General features: G+C 53.1%; 27 protein-coding genes. 15 read left to right on the top strand and 12 right to left on the bottom strand.

The genetic code is table 11. The features are described 5' to 3' along the window. Window positions 1–2: 2 nt before the first annotated feature. From rfaF to FA91_RS19185, 3 genes are read left to right on the top strand one after another with little or no spacing between them, the layout of a single operon-like run. Entirely contained in the window at window positions 3–1,064 is a 1,062-nt protein-coding gene (rfaF, locus tag FA91_RS19195) for an ADP-heptose--LPS heptosyltransferase RfaF (RefSeq protein WP_034918427.1), read from the top strand. Next, window positions 1,052–2,029, top strand: coding sequence for a lipopolysaccharide heptosyltransferase RfaC (gene rfaC, locus FA91_RS19190; RefSeq protein WP_034918425.1), 978 nt, complete (start codon window positions 1,052–1,054; stop codon window positions 2,027–2,029). Before rfaF ends, rfaC begins: the two co-directional genes overlap by 13 nt. Continuing rightward, window positions 2,029–2,949: a glycosyltransferase family 2 protein gene (locus FA91_RS19185; protein WP_034918423.1), complete on the top strand. Its 921-nt coding sequence runs from the start codon at window positions 2,029–2,031 to the stop codon at window positions 2,947–2,949. Before rfaC ends, FA91_RS19185 begins: the two co-directional genes overlap by 1 nt. A gap of 22 nt (window positions 2,950–2,971) precedes the next feature. Here FA91_RS19185 and FA91_RS19180 read toward each other — a convergent pair whose 3' ends face one another. Together FA91_RS19180 and FA91_RS19175 are read right to left on the bottom strand one after the other, a co-directional pair. Beyond that, entirely contained in the window at window positions 2,972–4,219 is a 1,248-nt protein-coding gene (locus FA91_RS19180; protein WP_034918420.1) for an O-antigen ligase family protein, read from the bottom strand. Window positions 4,220–4,248: 29 nt separating this feature from the next. Beyond that, entirely contained in the window at window positions 4,249–5,214 is a 966-nt protein-coding gene (locus FA91_RS19175) for a deacetylase (protein ID WP_034919588.1), read from the bottom strand. A 275-nt stretch (window positions 5,215–5,489) separates the two neighbouring features. Here FA91_RS19175 and FA91_RS19170 point away from each other — a divergent pair, with 275 nt between their 5' ends. The 8 genes from FA91_RS19170 to coaD all read left to right on the top strand — a co-directional run bounded on the left by FA91_RS19170 (window position 5,490) and on the right by coaD (window position 13,836). Beyond that, a complete protein-coding gene (locus tag FA91_RS19170; RefSeq protein ID WP_197060505.1) occupies window positions 5,490–6,596 on the top strand; it encodes a glycosyltransferase in 1,107 nt (368 codons plus the stop codon). A gap of 239 nt (window positions 6,597–6,835) precedes the next feature. Continuing rightward, window positions 6,836–7,939: a glycosyltransferase family 9 protein gene (locus tag FA91_RS19165; RefSeq protein WP_034918418.1), complete on the top strand. Its 1,104-nt coding sequence runs from the start codon at window positions 6,836–6,838 to the stop codon at window positions 7,937–7,939. Between the two features lie 2 nt (window positions 7,940–7,941). Continuing rightward, window positions 7,942–8,943 (top strand): glycosyltransferase, encoded by a 1,002-nt coding sequence (locus tag FA91_RS19160; protein WP_034918416.1) that lies wholly within the window; start codon window positions 7,942–7,944, stop codon window positions 8,941–8,943. Between the two features lie 70 nt (window positions 8,944–9,013). Beyond that, window positions 9,014–10,099, top strand: coding sequence for a putative lipopolysaccharide heptosyltransferase III (gene rfaQ / locus FA91_RS19155; protein ID WP_034918414.1), 1,086 nt, complete (start codon window positions 9,014–9,016; stop codon window positions 10,097–10,099). Then, on the top strand, window positions 10,092–11,225 hold the full coding sequence (locus FA91_RS19150) for a glycosyltransferase family 4 protein (RefSeq protein ID WP_034918411.1): 1,134 nt from the start codon (window positions 10,092–10,094) through the stop codon (window positions 11,223–11,225). Before rfaQ ends, FA91_RS19150 begins: the two co-directional genes overlap by 8 nt. A gap of 89 nt (window positions 11,226–11,314) precedes the next feature. Further along, on the top strand, window positions 11,315–12,589 hold the full coding sequence (gene waaA, locus FA91_RS19145; protein WP_034918409.1) for a lipid IV(A) 3-deoxy-D-manno-octulosonic acid transferase: 1,275 nt from the start codon (window positions 11,315–11,317) through the stop codon (window positions 12,587–12,589). Further along, complete coding sequence (locus tag FA91_RS19140; RefSeq protein ID WP_034918407.1) at window positions 12,590–13,363, top strand: glycosyltransferase family 2 protein; 774 nt, start codon at window positions 12,590–12,592, stop codon at window positions 13,361–13,363. It begins immediately after the preceding gene. Continuing rightward, window positions 13,360–13,836: a pantetheine-phosphate adenylyltransferase gene (gene coaD / locus FA91_RS19135; protein WP_034918406.1), complete on the top strand. Its 477-nt coding sequence runs from the start codon at window positions 13,360–13,362 to the stop codon at window positions 13,834–13,836. The genes FA91_RS19140 and coaD overlap by 4 nt, the downstream gene beginning before the upstream one ends. 9 nt (window positions 13,837–13,845) lie before the next feature. Here the strand turns inward: coaD and mutM are convergent, their stop codons facing one another. From mutM to radC, 4 genes are all read right to left on the bottom strand, one after another. Continuing rightward, window positions 13,846–14,655, bottom strand: a complete 810-nt coding sequence (gene mutM, locus FA91_RS19130) for a bifunctional DNA-formamidopyrimidine glycosylase/DNA-(apurinic or apyrimidinic site) lyase (RefSeq protein WP_034918403.1) — start codon at window positions 14,653–14,655, stop codon at window positions 13,846–13,848. Window positions 14,656–14,733: 78 nt separating this feature from the next. After that, window positions 14,734–14,901, bottom strand: a complete 168-nt coding sequence (rpmG, locus tag FA91_RS19125; protein WP_001051798.1) for a 50S ribosomal protein L33 — start codon at window positions 14,899–14,901, stop codon at window positions 14,734–14,736. A gap of 16 nt (window positions 14,902–14,917) precedes the next feature. Then, entirely contained in the window at window positions 14,918–15,154 is a 237-nt protein-coding gene (rpmB, locus tag FA91_RS19120; RefSeq protein WP_034918399.1) for a 50S ribosomal protein L28, read from the bottom strand. Window positions 15,155–15,409: 255 nt separating this feature from the next. After that, window positions 15,410–16,084 (bottom strand): DNA repair protein RadC, encoded by a 675-nt coding sequence (gene radC, locus FA91_RS19115; RefSeq protein WP_034919586.1) that lies wholly within the window; start codon window positions 16,082–16,084, stop codon window positions 15,410–15,412. 194 nt (window positions 16,085–16,278) lie between these two features. Here radC and coaBC point away from each other — a divergent pair, with 194 nt between their 5' ends. From coaBC to slmA, 3 genes are all read left to right on the top strand, one after another. Then, window positions 16,279–17,490, top strand: coding sequence for a bifunctional phosphopantothenoylcysteine decarboxylase/phosphopantothenate--cysteine ligase CoaBC (gene coaBC / locus FA91_RS19110; RefSeq protein ID WP_156103127.1), 1,212 nt, complete (start codon window positions 16,279–16,281; stop codon window positions 17,488–17,490). Then, a complete protein-coding gene (dut, locus tag FA91_RS19105) occupies window positions 17,468–17,926 on the top strand; it encodes a dUTP diphosphatase (RefSeq protein ID WP_034918394.1) in 459 nt (152 codons plus the stop codon). Before coaBC ends, dut begins: the two co-directional genes overlap by 23 nt. 119 nt (window positions 17,927–18,045) lie before the next feature. Then, complete coding sequence (gene slmA / locus FA91_RS19100; RefSeq protein WP_034918392.1) at window positions 18,046–18,642, top strand: nucleoid occlusion factor SlmA; 597 nt, start codon at window positions 18,046–18,048, stop codon at window positions 18,640–18,642. A 37-nt stretch (window positions 18,643–18,679) separates the two neighbouring features. Here the strand turns inward: slmA and pyrE are convergent, their stop codons facing one another. The 6 genes from pyrE to FA91_RS19070 form a co-directional block, all read right to left on the bottom strand. Beyond that, complete coding sequence (gene pyrE / locus FA91_RS19095; protein WP_034918390.1) at window positions 18,680–19,321, bottom strand: orotate phosphoribosyltransferase; 642 nt, start codon at window positions 19,319–19,321, stop codon at window positions 18,680–18,682. A 52-nt stretch (window positions 19,322–19,373) separates the two neighbouring features. Continuing rightward, complete coding sequence (gene rph / locus FA91_RS19090; protein ID WP_034918388.1) at window positions 19,374–20,090, bottom strand: ribonuclease PH; 717 nt, start codon at window positions 20,088–20,090, stop codon at window positions 19,374–19,376. A gap of 118 nt (window positions 20,091–20,208) precedes the next feature. After that, window positions 20,209–21,336, bottom strand: a complete 1,128-nt coding sequence (locus FA91_RS19085) for an ABC transporter permease (protein ID WP_034919584.1) — start codon at window positions 21,334–21,336, stop codon at window positions 20,209–20,211. A 4-nt stretch (window positions 21,337–21,340) separates the two neighbouring features. Then, window positions 21,341–22,252, bottom strand: a complete 912-nt coding sequence (locus tag FA91_RS19080; RefSeq protein WP_034918387.1) for an ABC transporter ATP-binding protein — start codon at window positions 22,250–22,252, stop codon at window positions 21,341–21,343. Next, window positions 22,245–23,210, bottom strand: coding sequence for an HlyD family efflux transporter periplasmic adaptor subunit (locus FA91_RS19075; protein WP_156103107.1), 966 nt, complete (start codon window positions 23,208–23,210; stop codon window positions 22,245–22,247). The genes FA91_RS19080 and FA91_RS19075 overlap by 8 nt, the downstream gene beginning before the upstream one ends. 91 nt (window positions 23,211–23,301) lie before the next feature. Next, window positions 23,302–25,008, bottom strand: coding sequence for a lysophospholipid acyltransferase family protein (locus tag FA91_RS19070; protein WP_034918384.1), 1,707 nt, complete (start codon window positions 25,006–25,008; stop codon window positions 23,302–23,304). Between the two features lie 491 nt (window positions 25,009–25,499). Between FA91_RS19070 and FA91_RS19065 the strand changes: the two genes are divergently transcribed. Then, window positions 25,500–26,363: a YicC/YloC family endoribonuclease gene (locus tag FA91_RS19065; protein ID WP_034918382.1), complete on the top strand. Its 864-nt coding sequence runs from the start codon at window positions 25,500–25,502 to the stop codon at window positions 26,361–26,363. The last annotated feature ends 156 nt before the right edge of the window (window positions 26,364–26,519 follow it).

The raw sequence follows: 26,519 nt of genomic DNA, 5'->3' as shown, positions 1-26,519 counted from the left end.
CGATGAAAATACTGGTCATCGGGCCTTCCTGGGTGGGCGATATGATGATGTCGCAAAGTCTGTATCGCACGCTGAAGGCGAACCACCCGGATGCCGTCATCGACGTAATGGCGCCTGCGTGGTGCCGTCCGTTGCTGTCGCGCATGCCGGAGGTTAACGAGGCGCTGCCGATGCCGCTGGGTCACGGCGCGCTGGCGTTAGGCGAGCGCCGTCGGCTGGGCCACGCGCTACGTGATAAAGGTTACGATCGCGCTTATGTTCTGCCCAACTCCTTCAAATCCGCCCTGGTGCCCTTTTTCGCCGGGATCAAAACGCGTACCGGCTGGCGCGGTGAAATGCGCTACGGCGTGTTAAACGATGCGCGCGTGCTGGATAAAGCCGCCTGGCCGTTAATGGTGGAGCGCTATGTGGCGCTGGCCTACGATAAATCGCGCGTGCGGCGCGCAAGCGATCTTCCGCAGCCGCTGCTGTGGCCCAAACTGGACGTCAATGATGCAGAAAAAGTGGCTACCTCTGCCGCTTTCGGCCTGTCGCCAGCGCGCCCGCTGATCGGTTTCTGCCCCGGCGCCGAATTCGGTCCGGCCAAGCGCTGGCCGCACTATCACTACGCAGAACTGGCACAGACGCTGATCGACAAAGGTTTTCAGCTCGCGCTGTTTGGTTCAGCAAAAGATAAAGAAACCGGCGAGCAAATAGTGCAAAGCCTTCATCCCGACGCCCGCGAACGCTGCCACAATCTGGCAGGCGAAACGCAGCTTGAGCAGGCGGTGATCCTGCTGGCGCAGTGCCGCGCCGTGGTCAGCAACGATTCTGGACTGATGCATATCGCCGCCGCGCTGGATCGTCCGCTGGTGGCGCTTTATGGCCCCAGCAGCCCCGACTTTACCCCGCCGCTGTCGCACAAAGCGCGCGTGATCCGAATGATCACCGGCTATCACCGGGTGCGCAAAGGGGATGCCGCGGAAGGCTACCATCAAAGCCTGATTGATATCACGCCAGAGCGCGTTCTCGCTGAGCTGGAAACCCTGCTGGAGAAAAACCAGGAGAGCGAATGCAGGTTCTGATTGTTAAAACGTCCTCCATGGGCGACGTGTTGCACACGCTGCCCGCGCTGACGGACGCCATGCGCGCCCTTCCCGGCATTCGCTTCGACTGGGTAGTGGAAGAGGGATTTGCACAAATTCCCGCCTGGCATCCGGCGGTAGATCGGGTGATCCCGGTCGCCATTCGCCGTTGGCGGAAACACTGGTTTGGCAGCGATGTCCGGGAAGAGCGCTTTCGCTTTAAGCAGGACGTTCAGTCGCGCCAGTACGATCTGGTGATCGATGCGCAGGGCCTAATTAAAAGCGCGGCGCTGGTCACCCGCATCGCCAAAGGCATCAAGCACGGCCAGGACAGCCGCAGCGCGCGTGAGCCTTTTGCCAGCTGGTGGTATGACCAACGTCATGAAATTAACAAACAGCAGCACGCCGTGCAGCGCACGCGCGAACTGTTTGCGAAAAGCCTCGGCTATCCGCTGCCGGAAAGTAAAGGCGACTATGCCATCGCCAGCCACTTTCTGGCTGAACCGCCCGCCGACGTCAACCAGTATCTGGTTTTCCTGCATGCCACCACCCGCGACGCCAAGCACTGGCCGGAGTCACACTGGCGCGATCTTATCGGCCTGCTGCAAAACACCGGGCTGCGCATCAAGCTTCCCTGGGGCACCGATCATGAACATCAGCGCGCGCAACGTCTGGCGCAGGGGTTTGACAACGTTGAGGTGCTGCCCCGGCTTACGCTGGAGCAGATCGCACGCGTGCTGGCCGGTGCCAGGGCGGTGGTTTCCGTCGACACCGGCCTGAGCCATCTGACTGCCGCGCTCGATCGTCCTAATATCACGCTCTATGGCCCGACCGACCCCGGCCTGATTGGCGGATACGGAAAAAACCAGTTTGTCGTCCGGCCTGCGGAGGGAAACGCGATGGCGGCTATTTCCGCGCCGGATGTACAGACGATGCTTCTTCCTCTGCTCAGTGCTGACGCCTGATGGACGTCTGCCCGCAGCTCACTATTTTAATTGCCGCGCACAACTGCGCGCCCTGGCTGGCGGAGACGCTGAACAGCGTTTTTGCTTCTCTGGCCGATGCGCGCAACCGCGCGGAGATCGTCATCATCAACGATGACTCCACCGACGATACCCAGGCGATTATCGACGACTACGCCGGACGCTATCCCCACATTCGCACGGAGAAGACGCGCTATCGCAACGTCGGCCGCGTTCGTAATCACGCGGTGCAAATGGCTCGTGGCGACTACATTTTGATGGTAGACGGCGACGACAGGCTGCTGCCCGACGCGCTGGCGGACAGGCTGGCGCTGTTGGCGCAGCGCAGTCCCGACATTCTGCTGAGTAAAATCATTGAAACACGGACTGACGGCCCCCAGCCGGCCTGGCAACCTGCCGTGCCGGAAGAATTAACGCAGCATGACGCTGTTGAACGTTTTCTGATCCATCGCGACTATCAGGCGCACTTTATCGGACAGTTTTTTGCCCGTCGCCTGCTGCAACAACACGCTTTCCCGGATCTTATCTGTTATGAAGATACCTGGCTTTTCCCGGTAATGCTGATGCACAGCCGCAAAACGCTTTACTCTCGCGCCGGTTTCTACCTGTATCGCAAACATCCACAGAGCCTGTCATCAGCCATCGATCACCACAAGATTGACTGCCTGATTGAGGCGACTCGCCATCTCGACGAGGTATTGCCTGCGCGTTATGCCCCGCTTATTACCTGTCACTGGCTGGATATTGCCAATCGTTATTACTCGCAGCTTCATGATACGCCACAGGGAAAAGAGGTTGAGCAACGCCTGCGGCGCATGAGTCCGCTTCGGTTTATGCTGAATGGAAAAATCCGGCTGAGCTATAAGAGAAAGATGCTGACCGTGAGAAATCGGGGCCTGTAAGGCCCCGTGCTGAGCAAAAGAATCAGCGTCTGAGGTCGGAACGGGTTTGCGCGCGCCATATCTCAGCAATAATCATCATCAGCGCGACACACACGGTTAACTCACGGCTGATAAACACCACATCGGTTAAACCGCTGACAACGACGCCGAGCATCACCGCCAGCAATAAGGCATTACGTCTGCGCAGCGCATAAACGATCGGCGCAAAGTAGAACAGCAGCAAAACAACAGCGCCCTGAATGCCCTGAAGGCTGGCGGTATCCAGAACCTCATTATGAAGGTGCACTTTCTCATAGATCAAAGAAACCTTGTCTTTATGATAGGTGTTCACGTAGTGCTCAAAACAGGCCGTGCGTGCTTCTGAATTCATGCCAAACGGATGTTGTTGCAGGCAGTATGCCCCTACCTTCCACATCGCCAGGCGGGTGGTCAGAGAACCATTTTCATTCCCGTCGTTGTTCTCATAAATCGTATATTCGCTCAATGTCCTGTCGATCCGGGGCTTGATGACCGGTTTATAGCTAAGTGAAAGAAGGACGCCGAGCGTAACAATCACCGCAAAAAGAGTTTTCCATCCAAAGTGGCGGAACTGCACTACTCCGACCGCCAGAATGATGAGCGGATAGGCGACTATCATATTTCGCGTACCTGTCTGCATCAGTACGAAATAGGAGAGCAAAAAGATGCCCAGGCAGGCGAGAATGTTTATCAGCGTGTGCCTCTCTGCCGCCAGCAGAAACAGCACCATCATCGAGAGCATCGCATAACCATAGGCCGAAATGGTGGCGCGATTAAGCGCAAATTCGACGCGGCTGGCGCTGCCGAAATACTGATAAAAGCCAAAAATCGTGGCGGCCGCGAACCCGATGAGCAGTCCGTAGCGAATAAAATCCAGTGAACGTCGTTGGAATCTGTGCATCTGGCCGAACAGCCAGTAGCCGATTACGCCGGCGAGGAGAAGACGTTTTCCTGCGTTCAGATAATCGTTATAGGGATTGAAGTTTACTTTGCCCAGATATTCCCAGTAAAACCAAATCACTTTCGTCAGCCCGAACGCGAGCAAAAGCCCCAACAGCCAAAGCCGCGAGCGATCATACTGTTTATAGTGAAAGAGCACGCCTGCCAGCGAGAAATAAAACGTCCAGTAAAAAGAAACTTTCGCTGATTTCACATCCATAAATGTCAGCATGACAGAAAGCAACGCGCCGCCGAGGGCCAGAAAGTAAAGGGCTGCCCGAAAGCGCGCTTTATTGTTTTCACTGATTTGCATAATGGTTCTCAGAAAAATGGAGCAATTAATTACGTCAGCGCCGATTTCGCCAGGGCATAGTCCGCCAGCGTCATGCCGACGGTTCGCGTTTGCAACCAGATAAACAGGTGCTCCAGGTCTTCATAAAGACGGTCAATATCCGCTTCGGTTTTGAAGGTTGGGCTGCCATCAGGCATAAATTCAGACGAGTGCAGCATGAATTCGACGTAGTCCGCACCGCCCGCCAGCGTTTTTTCCGCCACGTGGATCATTTGCTGTACGTTGCCGCCGGTCGGGCGCAGCCAGTAAACGGACGGGCTTCGTCTTTTACCCCGCAGCCGATCGTAACCCTGCCTGATACCATTCATCATTGCCGAATGTTTATAAAGGGTGCTCATCGGCACTTCAAGCAGTGAAGAACGCCCCGGCCGTGAAATATCCGCTGGATCAAGGTAGTAGGCGTGCTGTGGAAAATGCGTATAGTCGGTGCCGCCCTTCCCCTGCGGCGCGCCGGGCGAAAACTGCCAGTTCACGCGCGGCGTGACGGAACAGTCAACGCGATAGCCGAATTCAATCAGAATTTGCGCATAGGCTTCATTAAATGCCCAGCGTCCTGCCCGATGGCTGAGCATTTTGGTCTGAAACGTCTCTTCCAGCAGACGGGTCATAAAAGCCACTTTTCTGTGCATCTCATCCCGTGGATATTCGACAAGATAGGGCTGGAATTGCCAGTCGTTGTCGGTCAGCCTGAAGTCTGGCGGGCTGTTCCACGCGTGGAGATGCATGCCAATTTCGCCCGTGCCGCGTGCGATAACCTCCTTCGCAAACGCGATAAAAACCGGATCGATCGCCATTTCATAGTTCGTCAGCCAGGTCGGTTTAAAGGCGTATTTTTCACATAACTGCTGAAAGCGGCCGAGAAAGCGCGCGTTTTCGGTCGTCACATTGCCACTGCGATTACGCCAGAGGTTATCCCCTTCGGTATCAATGGTGATAATAAATGCAGGTTTATTCATGCCGTTGACGGGCTCCATAATGCCTTTAGGGTATGTTACGCAGCCGTTATGCGCGACGCAAAGAGATTTACCGCTACCGACGCTGACGAAGAGATTCCCTGTAGCACTATCTTTATTAATTTTCTAAGATTATCTTTGCCATGGAAACAATAATGCTTTGAAGTCGGTGCGGGTCAAATCAGGTAACAAACAGATGTTACTCATCAGGATGCCTGGCGCACCTGAAACAACAGCACTGCAATGCGGCTGTGTCTTCTCTTTTAAAGGATAAAAAATTGTCCAAGCGCATATTGCTGATCATTGACGGTCTGCCGGGCGGCGGAGCAGAAAAGGTGGTGCTGAGCCTGTCAAAAGGGCTGATCGAACGCGGGCATCGCGTCTCGCTTTTTTCCCTGCGCACCGTCTGTGATTACCCGATGCCGGCTCAAGTGGATTATCAGGTAATAGAAGACCGCTGCAAAAAGCCCTGGCGCAAGCTGACGGAACTGCATCGCCGTGCCGCCCTTCTCGATAAGGCGATTAAGGCAGCAGAGCAGTCCGGCGGGCGCTACGATCTGATTGTTTCACATCTGCACAAAACCGATCGCATCGTCAGCCGCTCGAAAGTGCTTGAACCTGAAAAAACGTGGTTTTGCCTGCATGGCGTGTTTTCTGCCTCTTATCTGGCGCGCCGCAGCGGTTTTTCGTTATGGCTTAAAAAATTCAAAACGCGCTGCGTTTATCAGGATCGCAACCTCATTGGCGTGTCGCAATTCGTGTTGGACGATCTGAAAAGCTCTTTTTATGTAAAACCCCGGCGCGAACGTGTGATATTTAATCCGTTTGATTTTGACGCCGTCCGCCAGCTCTCACTTGACCCCTGCGATATGGCGAACGAGGATTATGTTATCCATGTCGGACGCTTTCATCAGACCAAGCGTCACGATCGCCTGTTGCGTGCCTATGCCGCCAGCGGTCTGACCGCAAAACTGCTGCTGATTGGGCAGGGAAGCAGTGAATCGACCGATAAAATCACGCAGCTGGTGGATGAGCTGGGTATTAACGATCGCGTCCTTTTTAAAGGGTTTATCGCCAATCCCTATCCCTACATCCGCCATGCAAAGCTGTTGATTGTCAGTTCTGATAGCGAAGGTTTTGGCAATGTGCTGGTGGAGGCGCTGATTTGCCAGACGGCGGTGGTGAGTACGCGCTGCCCCGGCGGGCCAATCAGTATCATGACCGGCGATTTAAGCCGCGGCCTGGCTGAAATGAATGTGGCTTCTCTGGCAGAGACGATTCGTGAAGTATATTTCACGCCTCCGAACATCGCCGATCTGGATCTCGACGCCTACAGCATTGAAAAGATATGCAATCAGTATGTTGATTTGATAAATAAAAAATGAGTGAGCCGTAAAATTTTACTCTTTAATGTCGCCCTTAGTCTGCATCGCCGCATCAGTGACGACAGGTTCCACGGATGACACACGTTCAAGACTTTATCTACAAGGCCTAAGCCCATGATAACGCTCACATTCTGGAACGGCTATCTGAGCTCTCATTATTGTTATGGGGCTGGTGTTCAGCCTTCTTATCAGCGCCCCGGTTACAGAGGCGTTGTCCGTTCGCTCAGGGAGAAAAGAGCGTGAATTATGTCCTGCTGTTTATTCTTCTTTTACCGGTGAAGCTTTTGATGAAGCTCAGGCGGAAAGCAACGTCCCGCAATCTGGTTATTCAGACGGCAAAAATCGGTGATTTCATTAATATTACGCCGCTGCTCAGTCATTTACAGCATAGCGATGCGTTAATCAGCCATTCGGTTGCTCCCCTTGCGAAGCATGACGCCACGCTGGACGCGCTGTTTTATATCGAAGATCATAAAACCAACACGCTGGCCAGGCTCAAACTGGCGCTTCGGCTGATGAATCGTTACGAAAATGTCTACCTGCTGCTACCGAATAATGCCAACCTGTTTTTTGCCGCCTGCTGCAATGCCGGTAACAAGCAGTTTCTCACGACCTACCGCCGTAAGTGGTATCAGGCGATCTTTTATCTGACCGCTTCTGGCACGGTGAATCATGAGAAAAATACGCTCACGCTGGAAAACTACCTTAAGCTGGCCGATCGCTCCCTGACCAGAGAGAGCTATCCTAAACACGCCACCCTGCCGTTACTGAAACCACAGGACACGCCCGGGGACGTTTTCCGTAACGACAAAATCAAAATTGGCATCAGTATCTCTGCGGGCAACCAGGCAAAAACCATTCCCCCGGTCGTCTGGAAACGGCTGTTCGACCGGCTCAGCGATCTGCCCTGCCTGTTTTATGTTTTCGGTTCACCGGGGGAACTGCCGAGATACCATGACCTGATGAAGGTTGTCGGCGAGCCTGAAAACGTCATCAACCTGATCGGCAAAGTAAAGCTGGAAGGGCTGCCGTGGGCGATCGGCAACATGGATTTCTACGTCGCTTCCGACTCCGGCAACGTCTACATTGCCGACGCGCAAAACGTACCGGTGATCCTGATTTACGGCCCGTGTTGCGTTGAAGAACAGCGCCCGCTCGGGGACGTACTGCTGATTGGCCCGGATCATATTTCGGCCTCTTCTTTTGTTTTCCATGCGCTTTACCAGTTTCATCAACCTGTTGAAAAGCTTTACGAGCTTAATCAGCGAAAACTTGATGATATTTATCACTTTATCGTCGCCAGACAGCCAGTGCTGGCCGAGCAAACTAAGATGTCACGCTGAGTATGATCCTGCATTCAGAAGCTTCACCTCCGACGCTGAGCGTTATCATTCCCATGTACAATGCCGGGAACAGCTTTCAGGCGTTTATGACCTCTCTGCTTGAACAGACGCTTAAAAGCATTGAAGTCATCATTGTCAACGACGGATCGACCGATGTGTCGGCGGAAATGGCGCATCGTTACGCCGCAGAACATGCGCACGTTCAGGTTATCGATCAGCAAAACGGCGGCGTCTCCCGCGCGCGCAATGCGGGTCTTGCCATTGCGCGCGGTAAGTACGTCACCTTTCCGGATGCCGACGATACGCTCTCGCCCAACCTGTACAGCACGCTGATCGCAATGGCGGAAGCGGACGATTTGGATGTCGCCCAATGCAATGCCGAGCGCTTTTTCACGGGTTCGGGCAAGGCCAAAGTGCTGATCCCCGACGACAGACTTCAGTCCACCGGCGTTATGGACGGCTCTGCGTGGCTCAGCAAAGCGCTGGCGACGAACCGCTATCTGCACGTGGTCTGGCTGGGTATTTATCGGCTGTCGCTAATCAGGCAATTGAATCTGCTGTTTGAGCCGGGCCTGCATCATCAGGACATTCCCTGGACCACCGAGCTGATGCTGAACGCGCGTCGCGTGCGCTACACCGACGAGGTGATGTACCGCTACTACGTACATGACCAGTCCATCAGCAACCAGAAGCGCACCGGCCAGCGCAATGTCGAGTACCAACGGCACTATCTGAAGATTGCGCAGATGCTGGATGAGATCAATCAGCGCTATCGCCATCGGGTGAAAATCTACCCTGAGATTTACCGTCAGGTGACGCGAGAAGCGCTGACCGTTTGTCATGCCGTCCGTCGCGAACCGGATGCCGACGCGCGGCAGGCGATCATCGCCGACCTGTTCGCCACCCGCACGCCCGCCCGTATGCTGCGAAACGCTCGCGGCCTGCGGCAATGGTATCAGCTGCTGCTGTGGCTGAGCCGTCTCTACCGCTGGCGACGTCGATGATATCCGCCGGCTTTCCCCTTTCCGGCGTTTCCCTTACAATCGCCCCCGGTTCACTTCGAGAAAATTGAGTATGGCTACGCCTCAACCGATCCCTGACGCGTTCGCGCCGCAAAACATCCTGCTGATTAAGCTGCGCCATCATGGCGACATGCTGCTTACCACGCCGGTTATTCATGCGCTTCGCCAGCGTTATCCGCAGGCGGCTATTGACGTGCTCCTGTATAAGGAGACGATGCCGATGCTTCAGGCGCATCCGGCCATTCGCCATCTGCACGTTATCGATCGCAAATGGAAAAATGAGGGAGTCGTCAGGCATCTCCGCCATGAGATGGCGCTGGTTAAAACGCTACGTCGCTGCCATTACGATTTGGTGATTAACCTTGCCGACCAGTGGCGCAGCGCGATCGTAACCGGTCTGTCCGGTGCAAACGTGCGGATTGGCTTTGATTACAAAAAGCGCCGCAACCTGCTGTGGCAACAGGCACATACCCACCGCGTTTCCACCGAGCGACACAGCCAGCTTCATACCGTTGAACAGAATCTTGTGGCGCTGGCGCCGCTTGGCATTGCCTCTGAAGGCCAGTCTGTGGCGATGCACTACGACGCAAGCGACTGGCAGAAAACGCAGGCGGCGCTGGCACTGCATCAGACAACGTCGCGACCTTATATCGTGATCCAGCCCACCTCACGCTGGACCTATAAGTGTTGGGAAGATGCGAAGATGGCGGAGCTGATTGACGCGCTTGAGGCAGCCGATACGGATATTGTCCTGACCGCCGCGCCGGACAAGAAGGAGCTGGCGATGATTGAGCACATTCTTTCGCTATGCCATAACCGCCATGCTGTCTCGCTGGCAGGGCAACTTACCCTTCCGCAGCTGGCGTCGCTTATCGATCACGCCCGGCTGTTTATCGGCGTGGACTCCGCCCCCATGCACATGGCTGCGGCGCTCAATACGCCCTGCATCGCGCTGTTCGGCCCGACCAAACTGACGCAATGGCGTCCCTGGGGCGAGCATAATCGGGTGATTTGGGCGGGCGACTATGCGCCGCTGCCCTCGCCGGACAGCATCGATACCAAAACGTCTCTTCGCTACCTTTCCGCCATCCCGGTTGAGGACGTGGTGAACGCCGCAAGGAGTTTTCTGCATGAGTAAAGTCCGGCTGGCGATAGTCCGTCAAAAGTACCGCCCCGACGGCGGCGCAGAGCGTTTTATCGCGCGTGCGCTTGAGGCGCTGGACGATGAGCGCCTTGAACTGAACATCATTACCCGTAGCTGGCAGGGCGAACCGAAACCGGACTGGCATCTGCACATCTGCAATCCCAAAAAGTGGGGACGTATTTCGCGCGAGCGCGGCTTTGCCGAAGCAGCGCGCGCCTGCTGGCAGCGTGAAAAATTTGATATCGTACAGAGTCACGAACGCATTGCCGGTTGCGATATTTTCCGCGCCGGCGACGGCGTGCACCGCGTGTGGCTCGAGCAGCGTGCGCGCGTTGTGTCGCCGGTGCAGCGCATATTGACCTCGCTCAGCGGCTATCATCGCTACGTGATGGCGGCGGAAGAGGCGATGTTCCGCGATCCGTCATTGAAAAAAATCATCTGCAATTCCCTGATGGTAAAAAACGACATCATGCGCTGCTTTCAGGTGCCGGAAGAGAAGTTCGCGGTGATTTATAATGCGATCGACGCGCAGCGCTTCACTCCCGCCAGCGCGGCAGAGCGTAACGCATCGCGTGAAAAACTCGGATTGCCTGGCAAAGCCAACGTTTTTATCTATGTCGGTTCCGGCTTCGAGCGCAAAGGGCTGAAGGCGTGCATCGAAGCGCTGGCTGCCACCGATGCGCATTTACTGGTGGTCGGACAGGACAAGCAGCAGTCACTTTACAACAACCTCGCGAAGAAGTTGGGCTGCCAGCAGCGTATCCACTTCGCGGGCGTGCAGCATGACGTCATCCCTTTTTATCACGCGGCCGACGGGCTGATGCTGCCCACCCTTTACGATCCCTTTCCAAACGTGATCCTCGAAGCGATGGCGTGCGGATTACCGGTGATCACCAGTTTCACCTGCGGCGGCGCCGAGTTCATCACTAACGGCCAGCAGGGTTTTGTTTGCGACGCGCTGGACGTGCCTGCGTTAACCGCAGCGGCGAACGCGATTCCACGAAGAGATGAACGCAGCGAAATGGGCGATGCGGCGCGCGAGCGCGTGCTCTCCTGCTCGCCACAGCGGCTGGCGACGCAACTTCATGCGCTGTATCAACAGGTGTTGCAGCAGCCCTGATGAAGTTGTGTGAGCGGAGAAGAGTTATCTGATAACATGCCGTATTGTTTCCGGCACGATCTCGTGAGCTTCTCGCGCTAAATATTGTGATGACAACACTTTACACCGTCCTGCTGTATCTTATTCAGCCCTTCATCTGGCTCCGGCTCTGGCTGCGAGGCCGCAAAGCCCCTGCCTATCGTAAACGCTGGGCGGAGCGCTACGGCTATTGCGCGGGCAAAGTTAAACCGGACGGCATTCTGCTGCACTCCGTTTCCGTGGGTGAAACGCTGGCCGCCGTTCCGCTGGTCAGAGCCCTGCGTCATCGCTATCCTTCAATGCCCATTACGGTCACCACCATGACGCCAACCGGTTCAGAGCGCGCCGCCTCGGCGTTTGGTAAAGACGTGCATCACGTTTATCTGCCCTATGACCTGCCCGGCGCAATGAATCGTTTTCTGGATAACGTTAATCCACGGCTGGTCATTATTATGGAAACCGAGCTGTGGCCAAATATGATCGCGCTGCTTCAGGCACGCAAAATCCCGCTGGTTATCGCCAATGCCCGGCTCTCCGAACGCTCGGCGAAAGGCTACAAAAAGCTGGGCAGGTTTATGCGGGATCTCCTGCAACGCATCACCCTGATTGCGGCGCAAAATGAGGAAGACGGCGAACGGTTCATCAGCCTGGGGCTGAAGCGGTCGCAGCTCACCGTTACCGGCAGCCTGAAGTTTGATATCTCCGTTACGCCGGAACTGGCCGCCCGCGCAATAACGTTGCGTCGGCAGTGGGCGCCGCGCAGGCCGGTCTGGATAGCTACCAGCACGCACGAGGGTGAAGAAAATATCGTTCTGGATGCGCACCGCCGGCTGCTGGAACGCTTTCCTGAACTGCTGCTGATCCTGGTGCCGCGTCACCCTGAACGCTTCTCCACCGCGCGCGAAATGACACAAAAAGCCGGACTGAGTTTTATCCTTCGCAGCAGCGGGGAGATCCCTTCCGGCAGCACCCAGGTGGTGATTGGCGATACCATGGGCGAACTGATGCTGCTGTACGGCATTGCCGATCTGGCTTTCGTTGGCGGAAGCCTGGTGGAGCGCGGCGGCCATAATCCGCTTGAAGCGGCCGCGCATGCCCTGCCCGTCCTGATGGGGCCGCACACCTTTAATTTCAAAGACATTTGCGCAAGACTCCAGCGCGCGGACGGGCTGATCACCGTCACCGACGCCGCGTCGCTGGATAAGGAAATCAGTACGCTGCTGACCGATGAAGACTATCGTTTGTACTACGGGCGTCATGCGGTGGACGTGCTGCATCAAAATCAGGGCGCGCTTCAGCGTCTGCTACAGTTACTCGAACCCTATCTGCCACAGCGGAACCATTAAATGTCTTCACAGCCTCTTTCCGTGGTGATGATTGCCAAAGACGCTGCCGACCTGCTGCCAGAGTGTCTGGAGTCCGTGAGCTGGGCGGATGAAATCATTGTGCTGGATTCCGGCAGCAGCGACGGTACGCCTGACATTGCCGCGAGACATGGCGCGAAGGTTTTTCATTCGCACGCCTGGCATGGCTACGGTAAACAGCGCCAGCTGGCGCAACGCTACGCCAGCCATCAGATGATATTAATGATTGATACGGATGAGCGCGTGACGCCTGAGCTACGCGCCGCTATTCAACATGCGTTAACGCAGCCTGCCGCCATTTACAGCCTGGGAAGACGCAACCTGTTCCTGGGACGCTTTATGCGGCACAGCGGCTGGTATCCCGATCGCGTTATCCGGCTCTATCCCGCCCACTATCACTACAACGATCACCAGGTGCATGAATCGCTGGATGTTCAGGGCGCGTCGGTGACGCCGCTTAAAGGCGACCTGCTGCATCTGACCTGCCGTGACTTCTCCGCCTTTCAGTGGAAACAGTTTGCCTACGCCGAAGCATGGGCGAAGCAGCGCCATCATCAGGGCAAGCGCTGCGGCATTGTGGCGGTGTTTGCCCATACGCTGGGTGCCTTTCTGAAAACGCTGGTGCTTCGCGCCGGTTTTCTGGACGGGAAGCAGGGCTGGCTGCTGGCCGTCGTCAACGCGCAGTACACCTTCAATAAGTACGCGGCGTTGTGGGCGCTCAATCATTCTTCTCACGCCAGTAAGGGGGGCCTGTGAGTATAAAAGCGATTTACCCTGGAACCTTCGACCCGATGACTAACGGTCATCTGGATATCGTGACGCGCGCAGCGCTGATGTTTGACCGGCTGGTGCTGGCTATCGCCGCCAGCCCCGGTAAAAAACCGATGTTTTCTCTTGAGGAACGCGTTGCGCTGGCAGAGCAGGTGGTGGCCCATCTGCCCACTGTAGAAGTGATTGGTTTTAGCGATCTGATGGCGAATTTTGCCCGCGACCAGCAGGCAAATGTGCTCATCCGCGGTCTGCGCGCCGTTTCCGATTTTGAATATGAGATGCAGTTAGCGAACATGAATCGCCATCTTTTACCTACGCTTGAGAGCGTTTTTCTGATGCCGTCAGAAAAATACTCTTTTATCTCTTCTTCTCTGGTGAAAGAAGTTGCGCGCCACGGCGGTGACGTCAGCGCCTTCTTGCCTGATCCTGTGCTGAAGGCGCTGTTGGCGAAGCTCTGAGTACGCTCTCTACTGCTGGCAGTGCGGACAAAAGAAGGTGCTGCGCTGCGCGTGTTTCGCGCTTTCAATCGGCGTGCCGCACAGGCGGCACGGTTCCCCGGCCCTACCATAAACCTGCAATTCCTGCGCGAAATAGCCGGGTTTGCCATCACTTTGCAGGAAATCGCGCAGCGTGGTGCCGCCCTGCTCAATCGAACGCAGCAGCACGGCTTTGATGGTATTCACCAGCAGCGCCGCCTCATCGACACCGATCGCCATAGCAGGACGATCGGGATGGATCCCCGCAGCAAACAGTGACTCGCTGGCATAGATGTTACCGACGCCTACCACCAGTTTGTTATCCATCAGCCAGGGTTTCACAGGCGTGCGCCTGCCGCGCGATTTTTCATACAGATACTCCGCAGAAAACGCGTCGCTGAGGGGTTCCGGGCCAAGATGCGCCAACACGTTGCTGGCGGCCAAATCGCTACTCCACAGCCAGGCGCCAAATCGACGCGGATCGGTATAGCGCAGCACTTTGCCATTGCTCATCACCAGGTCAACGTGATCGTGTTTGGCGGCGGGAAGCGCTTCAGGCAACACGCGCAGGCTGCCTGACATGCCCAGATGGATAATAATCCAGCCGTGAGGCAGCTCCAGCAACAGATACTTCGCTCTGCGCTGCACGCTCATAACGGGCTGGTCGGCCAGCGCGTGAATTTCCTGAGAAACCGGCCAGCGCAGGCGCCCGTTACGCACGATGGCATGAAGGATCGTGGCGCCGACGAGATGCGGCTCAATTCCACGCCGACTGGTTTCAACCTCCGGTAGTTCCGGCATTACCTCATCTCCCTTGCTGCGGTGATATAAATGAAAAAACCCCGCCGAAGCGAGGTTTTTCTAATCCACTAACATCAATTACTTGATTTTAGCTTCTTTGTAGATCACGTGCTGGCGGACAACAGGATCGAATTTCTTCAGTTCCAGTTTTTCCGGCTTAGTACGTTTGTTCTTCGTGGTGGTATAGAAGTGACCTGTACCAGCAGAAGAAACCAGCTTGATCTTCTCACGAATACCTTTAGCCATGTTTCAGTTCCTTACCTTAGTACTTCTCACCGCGGGTACGCAGATCGGCCAAAACCGTATCAATACCCTTCTTATCAATTACGCGCATGCCTTTGGCAGATACGCGCAGTGTTACGAAGCGCTTTTCGCTCTCAACCCAAAAACGGTGAGAGTGCAGGTTAGGCAGGAAACGGCGTTTCGTCGCGTTCATTGCGTGGGAACGGTTATTACCGGTCACCGGGCGCTTTCCAGTTACCTGGCAAACTCGTGACATGTCTATTCTCCAAAAATCAAATCAGCTCGAGCTTTAAAAATAAGGTCTTGGCCGCCTCGTCAGGCTCGGAGCCCATCCAGGCGAGTTCAATGTGAACCCGCTGAGCAGGCCCAATGCCAAACCCGAGATTCTCAAAGGTGGCGTAGTATACGCCCTGCGGCGCTGGTGCTCAAGTCCCGAACAGATAAAGATCCCTGCGGATCGTGCAAAATTACTGCATCTGGTAGTTAAATCAGCCCGCTGGCGCTTATACGTTCATGATAGCCAGCCTCTTTCAGCGAAAGAAACATATTCACCGCGCCCAATGACAATATGGTCCAGCACCCGAATATTCAGTAGCTGACAGGCGAGAATGACCTGCTGAGTCACATCACGATCCGCCCTACTGGGCTGCGCAATGCCGGAAGGATGGTTGTGAGCCAGCGCCAGCGCCGCCGCGTTGCGCTTCAGCGCCTGCCGGACAATCTCTCGCGGATGAACTTCAACGCTGTTCAGCGTGCCGGAAAACATTTCGCTCGCCTCGATAACCCGATGCTGATTATCGAAGAAGATAACCATGAATATTTCGCGCTCCCGATGCGCCAGCGCGCTGTAAAGGTAATTAAGCATGTCCGTCGGGGTGCCAATTACCGATTTTTCTAACGCTTCATTACAGGTAAAAAAGCGCCGTGCCAACTCAGCAACGGCATTGAGCTGAGCATATTTGGCCGTCCCCACGCCGTCGATGCGGGAAAACGCTTTTTTTTCTGCGGTCATCAACTGATACAGCGAGCCAAACTCAGCAATAAGCTGCTCTGCCAGCGTCATCACATGCACGCCTTTGCAGCCCGTGCGCAAAAAAATAGCCAGCAATTCCGCATCGGTTAACGCGCCTGCGCCGCCCTGCAATAACTTCTCACGAGGCGGTGTGCCCAACCACTGTTTATCCATTTTCATCGCTCCTTCCTGGAAGGTAAAAATCATGGCATTATATACAGTAGTCATCAAGAGATACATTACTGCATGTCGAGCTGGCTCGCAAAGACAACCTCGTGCTAAAAGGCAGGCTCAGGAGTGTGGTAAAATAGTTTTTTTCAGAGCGAAAGTCGCCGCGTCAGGCGGACTTCACGGGCGGAAACAGCATGATGGGATTAACCGGTAAACACATCGTTTTAGGTGTAAGCGGCGGCATTGCGGCCTATAAAACACCTGAACTGGTCAGACGATTGCGCGATCGCGGCGCGGACGTTCACGTTGTGATGACCGAGGCGGCGAAAGCGTTTATTACGCCGCTCAGCCTTCAGGCGGTCTCGGGCTATCCGGTTTCTGACGATCTGCTCGACCCGGCGGCCGAAGCCGCTATGGGCCACATTGAACTGGGCAAATGGGCTGATTTAGTCATTCTCGCTCCCGCCACCGCCGATGTGATCGCGCGGGTCGCAGTCGGCATGGCGAATGACCTGCTGACCACCGTCTGCCTGGCAACGCCCGCGCCCATTGCCGTTGTCCCGGCCATGAATCAACAAATGTATCGCGCGCGGCCAACGCAGCACAATTTACAGGTGCTGGCTGACCGCGGCGTACTTATCTGGGGGCCCGATAGCGGCAGCCAGGCCTGCGGCGACGTCGGGCCAGGCCGTATGCTGGATCCGCTGGCCATTGTCGACGAGGCGGTTAAGTGGTCTTCCCCCGTAACCGATCTGCAACATCTGAATATTATGATCACCGCCGGGCCAACGCGCGAAGCGCTCGACCCGGTGCGTTTCATCAGCAATCACAGCTCAGGCAAGATGGGTTTCGCTATTGCCGCCGCCGCCGCAAAGCGGGGCGCCAACGTCACGCTGGTGAGTGGGCCGGTAACCTTGAGCACGCCGCCGGGAGTTAAACGCGTTGACGTCACCACCGCGCTGGAAATGCAGTCAGCAGTCATGTCGGACGTCGCTCAACAGCAGATTTTTATTGGTACGGCAGCGGTAGCGGATTACCGCGCGGAAGAGATTGCGTCGGAAAAAATTAAAAAACAGGGTGATGAAATCACCCTTAAGATGGTAAAAAACCCGGATATCGTTGCCGGTGTGGCAACTAAAACGGAAGGACGGCCCTATGTGGTCGGATTTGCCGCCGAAACCCAGAATGTGGAAGAATACGCGCAACAAAAACGACTACGAAAAAATCTGGATTTAATTTGCGCTAACGATGTTTCAAAAGCCGGGCAGGGGTTCAACAGTGATACCAATGCCCTGCATCTTTTTTGGCAGAATGGAGACAAAGCCTTGCCGCTCAGCGACAAGTCGCTCCTTGGCCAAACTTTACTGAACGAGATAATCAGCCGTTATGACGACAAAAATCGACGTTAAGATTTTAGATCCGCGTGTGGGGAAAGACTTCCCGCTACCAACCTATGCCACCACCGGTTCTGCGGGCCTCGATCTGCGTGCATGCCTTGATGAGGCTGTTTCTCTGGCGGCGGGTGCGACCACGCTTATTCCTACAGGGCTGGCGATACATATCGGCGATCCGCAGTTAGCAGCGGTTATTTTACCGCGTTCCGGTTTAGGTCATAAGCACGGTGTGGTTCTGGGTAATCTGGTTGGATTGATTGACTCTGACTATCAGGGCCAGCTGATGGTTTCGGTCTGGAACCGGAGTCAGGACGCCTTTACTATCGAACCGGGCGAGCGCATCGCGCAGATGGTGTTTGTCCCGGTTGTACAGGCTGACTTCAACGTGGTTGAGACCTTTGATACCAGCATTCGCGGTGAAGGCGGTTTCGGGCATTCAGGACGCCAGTAGCCGTTTATTTTCCGCGCCTGTAGCAATTAACTTGTCTTTTTTCCGCCGTGAGCGCTCTGCTCGCGGATGTTGCATGGCTATTTGCCGTTCAAGGTGATATTTCAGGGGTTTTACAGGACATGGCAGAAAAAAAGAGTGCGAAAAGGAATCGTCGCGAAGAAATACTGCAAGCGCTGGCGCAGATGCTGGAATCCAGCGATGGAAGCCAGCGTATTACCACAGCCAAGCTTGCAGCCAGCGTGGGCGTCTCTGAAGCAGCACTGTATCGACACTTTCCCAGCAAAACGCGGATGTTTGACAGCCTGATCGAATTTATCGAAGACAGCCTGATTACCCGCATCAATCTGATCTTAAAGGATGAAAAAGAGACGTTGCCGCGGCTGCGTTTAATTATTCAACTCATTCTTGGATTTGGCGAACGTAATCCAGGCCTGACCCGTATTCTGACTGGCCACGCGCTGATGTTTGAACAGGATCGCCTGCAAAGCCGCATCAATCAGCTGTTTGAGCGTATTGAAGTGCAGCTACGCCAGGTACTTCGTGAAAAAGTCATGCGCGAAGGCGAAGGCTTTACCACTGACGAAACGCTGCTGGCGAGCCAGCTACTGGCTTTCTGTGAAGGTATGCTTTCCCGCTTTGTACGTTCAGGATTTCGCTACCGGCCAACGGTAGACTTCGATACCCGCTGGCCGCTACTCGCTTCACAGTTGGTATAACGCGTTACGGGCCAGCAGTAGCCGGCCCGCCTGATAATCAGATGCCATACGTTTGACGATAATGGCGCACCGAAGCCAGATGATCCGCCAGTTCAGGCTTCTCCTCCAGATAGGCAATCAGCTCATTGAGGGTAATGATCGAGATCACCTTACAATGATAATCACGTTCGACTTCCTGAATAGCGGACATCTCGCCACGCCCACGCTCCTGGCGATCTAACGAAATCAGCACGCCGGCCAGCGAGGCATTGTTCGCCGTAATAATTTCCATTGACTCGCGGATCGCGGTGCCCGCGGTAATCACATCATCAACCAGCATGATGCGTCCCCTGAGCGTGCTGCCAACCAGCGTACCGCCTTCACCATGTGTTTTTGCCTCTTTACGGTTAAAACAGTAAGGGACATCGCGGTCGTGATGATCGGCCAACGCCACGGCCGTGGTGGTGGCAATAGGAATGCCTTTATAAGCAGGCCCAAAGATCAAATCGAAGTCAATGCCGGAATCAACCAGCGCCTGCGCGTAAAAACGCCCCAGCAAAGCCAGATCGCGGCCGGTGTTAAACAGGCCTGCATTGAAAAAATAGGGGCTTTTACGCCCTGATTTCAACGTGAACTCACCAAACTTCAGCACCTGCTTGTTAATGGCGAATTCAATAAATTGGCGCTGCCAGGCTTTCATCTCTCGCTCCTCACATTCATAAAAAAGGCGACTCATAAGTCGCCTGGTAACATCAGTTTTGCAATGCGGCCTTCTGCGCCGCGATCAGCGTATCAATACCGCCTCGCGCGAGGGACAGCAGGTTAAGCAACTCATCATGGCTGAACGGCTCGCCCTCGGCCGTTCCCTGCACTTCAATCATTCGCCCGTCTTCGGTCATCACGACGTTCATATCTGTTTCGGCGGCGGAATCCTCAACGTACTCAAGATCGCAGAGCGCTTCACCGTTGACGATGCCAACGGAAACCGCCGCCACCATGCCTTTCATCGGACTGGCTTTAAGTTTACCGACAGAAACCAGGTGATTAAGCGCATCTGCCAGCGCAACGCAGGCACCGGTGATAGACGCGGTACGGGTGCCGCCGTCGGCCTGAAGCACGTCGCAATCGAGCGTAATCGTAAATTCGCCCAACGCCTTGAGATCGAGGGCCGCACGCAGGGAACGGGCAATCAGACGCTGAATTTCCAGCGTTCTGCCGCCCTGCTTGCCTTTAGCAGCTTCACGCGCGTTGCGGCTGTGTGTGGCGCGCGGCAGCATGCCGTATTCTGCGGTCACCCATCCCTGGCCCTGCCCTTTCAGAAAACGCGGAACGCCCTCTTCGATGGTGGCGGTACACAGCACTTTGGTATCGCCAAATTCAACCAGAACGGCGCCTTCGGCGTGTTTAGTGTAGTGACGAGTCAGTTTAACGGGACGCACCTGTTGCGCGCTTCGGCCTGCTGGACGCATGGTTTCTCTCCGGCTAGCAAATCATGATTGGCTGCGCATTATACGGATTTCGTCGTCGAATGCCTATGCCAGCCCTGGTGATTGAAGTCTGGCACAGGATTGCGTTGCAGGCAGTAACTCAGTCAAGCGTCTTGCGATAGGTTTTTAAACCAATAAATATCACTACCACCGCGATAGCACACATCGGCAAAAGGTCGGGAAGAAGTTCCGCCAGCGTATAGCCTTTCAACATAACGCCTTTAATCAGTCGGATAAAATAGGTGAGCGGCAGGCACGACCCTATTATTTGTGCCCAGGCGGGCATGCTGATAAAGGGGCTGATAAAACCGGAGAGCATGACAGAAGGAATAAAGTAGAACGAGGACATCTGCAACGCCTGAAGCTGATTTTGCGCCACGCTTGAAATACTGATGCCAATGGACAGACAAAGAAAGATGTAAATAATCAGGATGGTCAACAGCAAGAAAACGCTGCCCGCTAAGGGAATGCCAAACATGACCACGGAACAGAAAAGGATCAGCAGGGATTGAAAAAGCCCGATAAGCACAAACGGCGTAATTTTACCCACTATGACTTCAAAGCCCGTTACCGGTGAAATCAGTAAGTTTTCCATCGCGCCATTTTCACGTTCACGCGTAATAGCCAGTGCCGTCATCAAAATCAGGGTGGTGCTCAGTATCGAACCGATAATACCCGGGATAGTATTGTATTGCGTAATCCCTTCCGGATTGAATTTACGGTGAATAATCAGATCGAAAACATCTTTCCCCGCCGCACCTTTTAAAGCGGGAGGGAGATCGCCGTTAAGCATAGTTTTCGAAGATTGAGCAATGGCGCTCAGCGCGTTTCCAATGGTCATCGGATCGATGGCATCCCCCTCAACCAGCAGCTGAGGCTTCTCTCCCCGCAGGATTTTTCGGGTAAAGCCTGCCGGTATCGTCACGGTGAATATCACGTCGCCCTTAACAAAAAGTTCTCGTGCTTCCGCTTCACTGGCGACCGGACGCATAGAAAAATAGTCTGTATTTTGCGCCGCGGCGACAAAAACCTGGCTCAGATGGCCGGAGTCATAATTCAGCAAAGCGGTGGGGATATTTCGTGCATCCATATTTACCGCGTAACCCAGAATGACCAGCTGAAAAAGCGGTGTCAGGAAAACCATTGCCACACTGACTTTGTCGCGGCGTAGTTCGTGCATTTCCTTAATCACCACGCCCAGCCAGCGCATAAACGAAAAATTAAACATCCCTTTAATCACCATTATTTTTCATTAGCCAGGTAAAGGCATCTTCCAGGTTGGTATCTACTTCACTTACCTCGTATTCAGCAGAGACAATCTGCGCGATGATTTCCTTTAATTTCTCTCTTTCACCAGACGTTGCATAAAGCGAGTTGCCAAATATAACGGTCTGCTCAACGCCCGGAATTTTCTGCAATCTGTTTTCGATGGCCGTCAGGAAACGTCCGCGTATTTGTATGGTGGTAAGGTTTTGCGCCTTAATAATCGACGAAATCGTACCGCTGGCTAACAAATTGCCGTAAGAGAGATAAGCCACTTTATGACATCGCTCGGCTTCATCCATATAGTGCGTACTAACCAGAATGGACATTCCCTCAGCAGAAAGGTGATGCAACGTTTGCCAGAACTCTCTTCGCGCCTTTGGATCGACGCCCGCGGTTGGCTCATCCAGAAACAGCAGCGAAGGCTTATGCAGCATACAGGCAGCCAGCGCCATCCTCTGTTTCCAGCCACCAGAGAGCATGTTGGCCTGCTGATGCTGACGGGAAGCCAGCCCCATCTCGTCAAGCGTCTGCTCCACACGTTGCTTACGCGCTTCCAGGCCATGCAGACGGGCCATAAACATCAGATTTTCGCGTATGGTAAGATTGCCCCACATTGAAAAGTGCTGGGTCATATAACCAATACGTCTTTTAATTCTCTCTCGCTGCGTAAAAATGTCCATGCCCAGGCATCGCCCTTCACCCGAGTCAGGCGTAATCAGGCCGCACATCATGCGTATTGAGGTGGTTTTACCGCTGCCGTTGGGGCCAAGGAAACCATATATTTCGCCTTTAGCCACTTGCAGCGAAAAATCTTTTACGACGTGATTTTTTCCGAAATATTTATTGAGATTGTTTACGTCAATACATAACTCACTCATTGGGAACGATCTCCACCCTCGCCGGCTGACCAATATTTATGTATTGCGCCTGCGCTTTGTCAGGAACGGCTTCAGCCATAAATATCAATTTTTCGCGTCGATGCGTGCTGTAAATAACCGGCGGAGAGTACTCGGCCTGAGGGTTAATATAATTAATGTGTCCTGACACCGGTTCTTCTCTGCCGTCAAGCCAGATTCTCACCTTCATTCCCACCTGAACAGTGGCCAGCCTCTTTTCAGGAATATAAATGCGTATTTTAATATTTTCAGGCGGCAGCAAACTGATAACAGGCTGTCCGGCGGCGGCACGTTCACCCTGGCGATAGATAATGTCATGCACGCGCGCGCCAACGGGCGCAACAATCATGCTTTGCTCACTATCCCAAACGGCTTTGTCCCATTGCAATCTGGCGGACTCAACACGCGCTGACTGATTATCGATTTGTGACTGTCGGGAGGGAAGCTGCTTAACCTTTAACTGCCTGGACAGCTCATCAACGTGCGATTTTTTCTGCGTCAGATCTTCTTGTGCGTTTTCCAGTTCAGCGGCTGAAATCACCTTAGTGGCGTAAAGCTTTTGATAGCGCTCAAGGTGGTTTTTTGCCAGCCTTGCAGCAGAACGCGCACGTTCGAGTTGAGCATAAATAATACTTAACTCATCGGGACGTTCTCCCGATTCCAGATTAGTTAACAGCGCCTTTTCAGCCTGATAATTCTTTTCCGCAATGCGCAACGCATTTTGTGAAGTGTAACCTTCCATCTTTACCAACGGCTGGCCCTTTTCTACCCGTTCGCCCTTACTGACCAGTAGCGCTTCCACCTTTTCGGAAGCAGCATGGGACAGATAGATAAAATCGGCGTGGGAATACCCTGAAAGATATTGCGACTCAGGATCGTTACAGCTCATCAGATGAAGAGCACCAACAAAGAGGAAAATTTTTTTACCGATAAATTTCATTAAAAGATCCAAATGAACCAAACCCGGAAGACATGTCCGTCAGGCATCGGCCTGCTGTTTCAGAAAGCAGGTTAACCTCAGTTTTGAATTATCACTTCGCAACATCGGTCGGCGGCCTGCTTAAATAATGCATGTGATACATATTTTTAAGCTTCTCTACTTCACAACAATTCAGTCCGGCAATGGAATTAAAGCTTTTGTCTTCAACAAAGCAAAATAGTTTTGATCCGCCTGGTTTATACCACTTCGCCGCTTGTTTATAAGGCCACGGCAGCTCACAATTCAGTTCTCTTAAGTGGCTGAGCAGTTTCTTCCAGTCTTTTTCAAAATCTTCGCCTGTAAAATAATCGCTAATAGTAATGTCCGATACGAGATAAGGCTGAGTTAAACAGCACGCGTCTTCGTCTACAGAGAAATAAAGCTGATAAAATCCCACGATAAGCTGTTGCGCTTTTCGGGGGTAGTTACCCGGAATAGTTAATACGCCCAGCAGATGCTTACAATCAGTCTGGGTATTTATGAAGTAAAAAATCCCTTTCCACAATATATCCAGCGCGTTAGTTCGTTGATACTGTCGCTGGATAAATCCCCGGCCAATCTCAACGCTTTGACGAATTTGTGGCAAACACATCTCGTTGTAATGAAATAGATGATGACTGTAAAGTCCTTCCACACCACGCCTGTCAATCTGCTTTCCGGCAGGGATCAAACGGTAAGCGCCCGCAATTTCCAGATGATAAGGATCCCACAAAATGACATGATAATATTCTCTGTCATAGATATCATTATCACGCTTTTTACCGGTTCCCGCCCCAATAGCCCGAAAACATATTTCTCTTAATCGCCCCAGCTCATTAAGTATCGGTGAATAAATTTCGCCTCGATAGTGATAAAGAAAGAGCACTTTCCCATCGCTATTTGTTCGTAAAATCTCGCACTTGTTTAGCGCGTTATGCAACAAAGACCTCTCTTCAGGCCTGGCGATGGGTGGAGATTGAGGAAGAACACCTGGCTTACCTGGGCCGACGTTAATCAGATGTTTTTTGCAGTCATCAACGACTGCTCTATATGTGTTTTTATCCATTCCGGAAATGTTTATCTGCCTGGATATTTTTATTCTTCGCGTTTTTCCCTTATGCTTCAGGCATTCACGGCAAAGCATGAGATTAGAGAGGGGACGCCAGATGGCCGCAGCCAGATAATAAAAAAAACTGTTCCTCCCCTGAATATGAACCGGAACCAGAGCCGCATTATATTTTACTGCAAGGCGAAGAAATCCCTCCTGCCACGGCGCCTCACGCAGGCCAAATAACGTAAGACCGGCAAGTTTACCCGCAGGGAATATAATTAACACGCCATTCTGCGCAAGGTGATCGTTCATCTCCTTAAGCTGTTTATGACTCATCTTTCCCTGCATATTTCTTATGCCGATGGCGATGTCTTTCACCTGTGGAAATAACAACGTCAGAACATGATTCGCGACAATCTTTATATCTTTCCTTACCTGAGAAACGGTATTAATTACCATCAAGCCATCAAGAACGGTAGGATGATTGGAAAAAACGATTGTTGGTCCCTGAGCAGGAATATTATCATAATCACTAAAGTGCGTTTCTGCACGTAAACCCAGCTGATCCGCAACGTCCTCCGTCCATTCAATGCCTCTTTTATCAGCGATGCTTTCTAGTGCAGAGGCTAACTTATCCTCTCCCACTATCCACTTGATAAACTTCTTTAACAAAGATGGAATGGATTTATTTGGAAAAAACTCCATGATAATTCGTTCAATACTGTCCATAGTAACCTTTAAAATCCAATTATTAAAGCCTGAACGTCCATGTGCGATGAATATAAATTATGCATTTACTTTATGGTAAACTCTATCCCTTGAGTATAATATAAAGCAAGAAGTTTATGATGAAAATACAGCATTATGACTTAAATCTGGAATTTTCATCATTAATTTACGCCAAATATATGCCGTACGTTTTAGAAAAATATAGCTGTTTCACTCCAGAAATTCGTTTTATCACGGAATATGCTTTTAAACCCGACCACTCAGAAAGCAGGGGGAATAAAAACTGACCACAAGATTAAATTGTATAACTTCTCTTCCTGAAGACCATTTCATCACATCAATGACTTTCATAATAATAATATTATTTTGCACGCCTCTGCGTTAAGTAACACATTTCTAAACTCATTTTCCAAAGGTTGACAGAACGTCTGTCAAGGTGTCGCCTCCATCGCTATAATCCCCTTATCTTTTTCTGACTACAGGTATGCAAAATGATCCGCAGCATGACCGCTTACGCCCGACGCGAAACTAAAGGAAGCTGGGGCAGTGCCGCCTGGGAGCTTCGCTCCGTTAATCAACGCTATTTGGAAACTTACATCCGTTTACCCGAGCAGTTTCGGGGTCTGGAACCGGTCATCCGTGAGCGTATACGCAATCGACTGACGCGCGGAAAAATTGAATGCAACCTGCGTTACGATGCCGACCCTGGCGCACAAACATCGTTAGTCCTGAATGAAAAACTGGCTATCCAGCTTGTTCAGGCGGCTAACTGGGTCAAAATGCAAAGCGATGAGGGTGAAATTAACCCTGTCGATATTTTGCGTTGGCCCGGCGTAATGTCGGCTGGCGAGCAGGATCTTGACGCCATCTCCGCCGAACTGCTGGTTGCGCTGGATACGGCGCTGGACGAGTTCATCATTGCTCGCGAGAGCGAAGGCGCGGCACTAAAATCACTTATTGAACAGCGACTGGAAGGCGTCAGCACAGAGGTGACAAAAGTGCGCGCGCAAATGCCTGAAGTGCTGAAGTGGCAGCGGGATCGTCTGGTCAGCAAGCTTGAGGAAGCGCAGGTACAGTTGGATAACAACCGTGTTGAGCAGGAGCTGATTATGCTGGCGCAGCGCGTAGACGTGGCTGAAGAGTTGGATCGACTTGAGGCGCATGTTAAAGAAACCTATAACATTTTGAAAAAGAAAGAGGCAGTCGGACGCCGCCTCGACTTTATGATGCAGGAATTTAACCGCGAGTCGAACACGCTGGCCTCTAAATCGATCAACGCCGAGGTAACCACCTCCGCTATTGAGCTGAAGGTGTTAATTGAGCAGATGCGCGAGCAGATTCAGAATATTGAATAATTTCCCCCCTTTTCCACCGACTGCCACAACGCCCTGTTTTAAGGGCATTTTTGTTGCTATAAACGTCTACCGCGTACTACCCAAATCCACCGAAATCCACTGCCGAGTGGGTAGTACATTGGGTAGTACCCACGCTTTACAAGCCAAAATGTTCGT

The sequence above is a fragment of the Erwinia sp. 9145 genome, assembly GCF_000745075.1.
GTDB lineage: Bacteria > Pseudomonadota > Gammaproteobacteria > Enterobacterales > Enterobacteriaceae > Erwinia > Erwinia oleae.
This window is presented reverse-complemented; position numbering and strand designations above follow the sequence as displayed.

What these genes read in the sequence shown, in the direction of transcription:
- FA91_RS19085 (WP_034919584.1), bottom strand. Translation starts at nt 21,336, where the DNA reads ATGTTTAATTTTTCGTTTATGCGCTGGCTGGGCGTGGTGATTAAGGAA.
- FA91_RS19180 (WP_034918420.1), bottom strand. Translation starts at nt 4,219, where the DNA reads ATGCAAATCAGTGAAAACAATAAAGCGCGCTTTCGGGCAGCCCTTTAC.
- FA91_RS19075 (WP_156103107.1), bottom strand. Translation starts at nt 23,210, where the DNA reads ATGAAATTTATCGGTAAAAAAATTTTCCTCTTTGTTGGTGCTCTTCAT.
- dut (WP_034918394.1), top strand. Translation starts at nt 17,468, where the DNA reads ATGACGACAAAAATCGACGTTAAGATTTTAGATCCGCGTGTGGGGAAA.
- rpmG (WP_001051798.1), bottom strand. Translation starts at nt 14,901, where the DNA reads ATGGCTAAAGGTATTCGTGAGAAGATCAAGCTGGTTTCTTCTGCTGGT.
- rfaQ (WP_034918414.1), top strand. Translation starts at nt 9,014, where the DNA reads ATGGCTACGCCTCAACCGATCCCTGACGCGTTCGCGCCGCAAAACATC.
- FA91_RS19080 (WP_034918387.1), bottom strand. Translation starts at nt 22,252, where the DNA reads ATGAGTGAGTTATGTATTGACGTAAACAATCTCAATAAATATTTCGGA.
- FA91_RS19175 (WP_034919588.1), bottom strand. Translation starts at nt 5,214, where the DNA reads ATGAATAAACCTGCATTTATTATCACCATTGATACCGAAGGGGATAAC.
- FA91_RS19140 (WP_034918407.1), top strand. Translation starts at nt 12,590, where the DNA reads ATGTCTTCACAGCCTCTTTCCGTGGTGATGATTGCCAAAGACGCTGCC.
- FA91_RS19150 (WP_034918411.1), top strand. Translation starts at nt 10,092, where the DNA reads ATGAGTAAAGTCCGGCTGGCGATAGTCCGTCAAAAGTACCGCCCCGAC.
- rpmB (WP_034918399.1), bottom strand. Translation starts at nt 15,154, where the DNA reads ATGTCACGAGTTTGCCAGGTAACTGGAAAGCGCCCGGTGACCGGTAAT.
- coaBC (WP_156103127.1), top strand. Translation starts at nt 16,279, where the DNA reads ATGGGATTAACCGGTAAACACATCGTTTTAGGTGTAAGCGGCGGCATT.
- rfaF (WP_034918427.1), top strand. Translation starts at nt 3, where the DNA reads ATGAAAATACTGGTCATCGGGCCTTCCTGGGTGGGCGATATGATGATG.
- waaA (WP_034918409.1), top strand. Translation starts at nt 11,315, where the DNA reads ATGACAACACTTTACACCGTCCTGCTGTATCTTATTCAGCCCTTCATC.
- slmA (WP_034918392.1), top strand. Translation starts at nt 18,046, where the DNA reads ATGGCAGAAAAAAAGAGTGCGAAAAGGAATCGTCGCGAAGAAATACTG.
- pyrE (WP_034918390.1), bottom strand. Translation starts at nt 19,321, where the DNA reads ATGAAAGCCTGGCAGCGCCAATTTATTGAATTCGCCATTAACAAGCAG.
- FA91_RS19160 (WP_034918416.1), top strand. Translation starts at nt 7,942, where the DNA reads ATGATCCTGCATTCAGAAGCTTCACCTCCGACGCTGAGCGTTATCATT.
- FA91_RS19070 (WP_034918384.1), bottom strand. Translation starts at nt 25,008, where the DNA reads ATGGACAGTATTGAACGAATTATCATGGAGTTTTTTCCAAATAAATCC.
- rph (WP_034918388.1), bottom strand. Translation starts at nt 20,090, where the DNA reads ATGCGTCCAGCAGGCCGAAGCGCGCAACAGGTGCGTCCCGTTAAACTG.
- rfaC (WP_034918425.1), top strand. Translation starts at nt 1,052, where the DNA reads ATGCAGGTTCTGATTGTTAAAACGTCCTCCATGGGCGACGTGTTGCAC.
- mutM (WP_034918403.1), bottom strand. Translation starts at nt 14,655, where the DNA reads ATGCCGGAACTACCGGAGGTTGAAACCAGTCGGCGTGGAATTGAGCCG.
- radC (WP_034919586.1), bottom strand. Translation starts at nt 16,084, where the DNA reads ATGGATAAACAGTGGTTGGGCACACCGCCTCGTGAGAAGTTATTGCAG.
- FA91_RS19065 (WP_034918382.1), top strand. Translation starts at nt 25,500, where the DNA reads ATGATCCGCAGCATGACCGCTTACGCCCGACGCGAAACTAAAGGAAGC.
- FA91_RS19185 (WP_034918423.1), top strand. Translation starts at nt 2,029, where the DNA reads ATGGACGTCTGCCCGCAGCTCACTATTTTAATTGCCGCGCACAACTGC.